The sequence below is a fragment of the Oceanospirillum sediminis genome (assembly GCF_014164585.1).
In the GTDB taxonomy this organism is placed as follows: Bacteria; Pseudomonadota; Gammaproteobacteria; order Pseudomonadales; family Halomonadaceae; genus Oceanospirillum; species Oceanospirillum sediminis.
This window is the reverse complement of sequence record NZ_JACJFM010000171.1, coordinates 1-407: the sequence shown is the minus strand read 5'-3', so window position 1 is coordinate 407 and position 407 is coordinate 1. Positions and strand designations below refer to the sequence as shown.

1 protein-coding gene is annotated in these 407 nt (G+C 45.5%); it reads left to right on the top strand.

What is annotated here, in order from left to right; genetic code table 11:
* Positions 1-407 (top strand): hypothetical protein (locus H4O21_RS24415; RefSeq protein ID WP_220495868.1); only part of this gene is annotated, 407 nt, incomplete at both ends.

The window sequence follows — 407 nt, the reverse complement described above, 5'->3', positions numbered from 1 at the left end:
AGACTCCTTAACATCAAGTCAGGATAAGGCGCTACAAACCGCTCGCCAGACATTATTTATTGAGAAACAAACTGGCGATGAAAAGCTAAAAGCTCAGGCGTGGCGTGATGCTGAAGCTCAGGGATTAAAGCAGAATACCGCTGCGTTTCGTGAATATTACAATGTCAGACTTGAGACATATCGTCAGCAGGAGAAAAATGCACAAGCGGCAAGGGATGAGCGCAATGCAAATAACCAGCTTAAGACTGAACTAAATCAACAGGAAACCATCCAGCAGAAATTAAATAAACTGCGGCAGGAGGCTCTACTTGCTGGTCAGGCAGAATCCACAAAAGAACTATCACGCGAGCAAGCCATTCTCAACGCTCAGCAATCTCTTGGCAAGGCGGCAACTCAGGAACAAATAA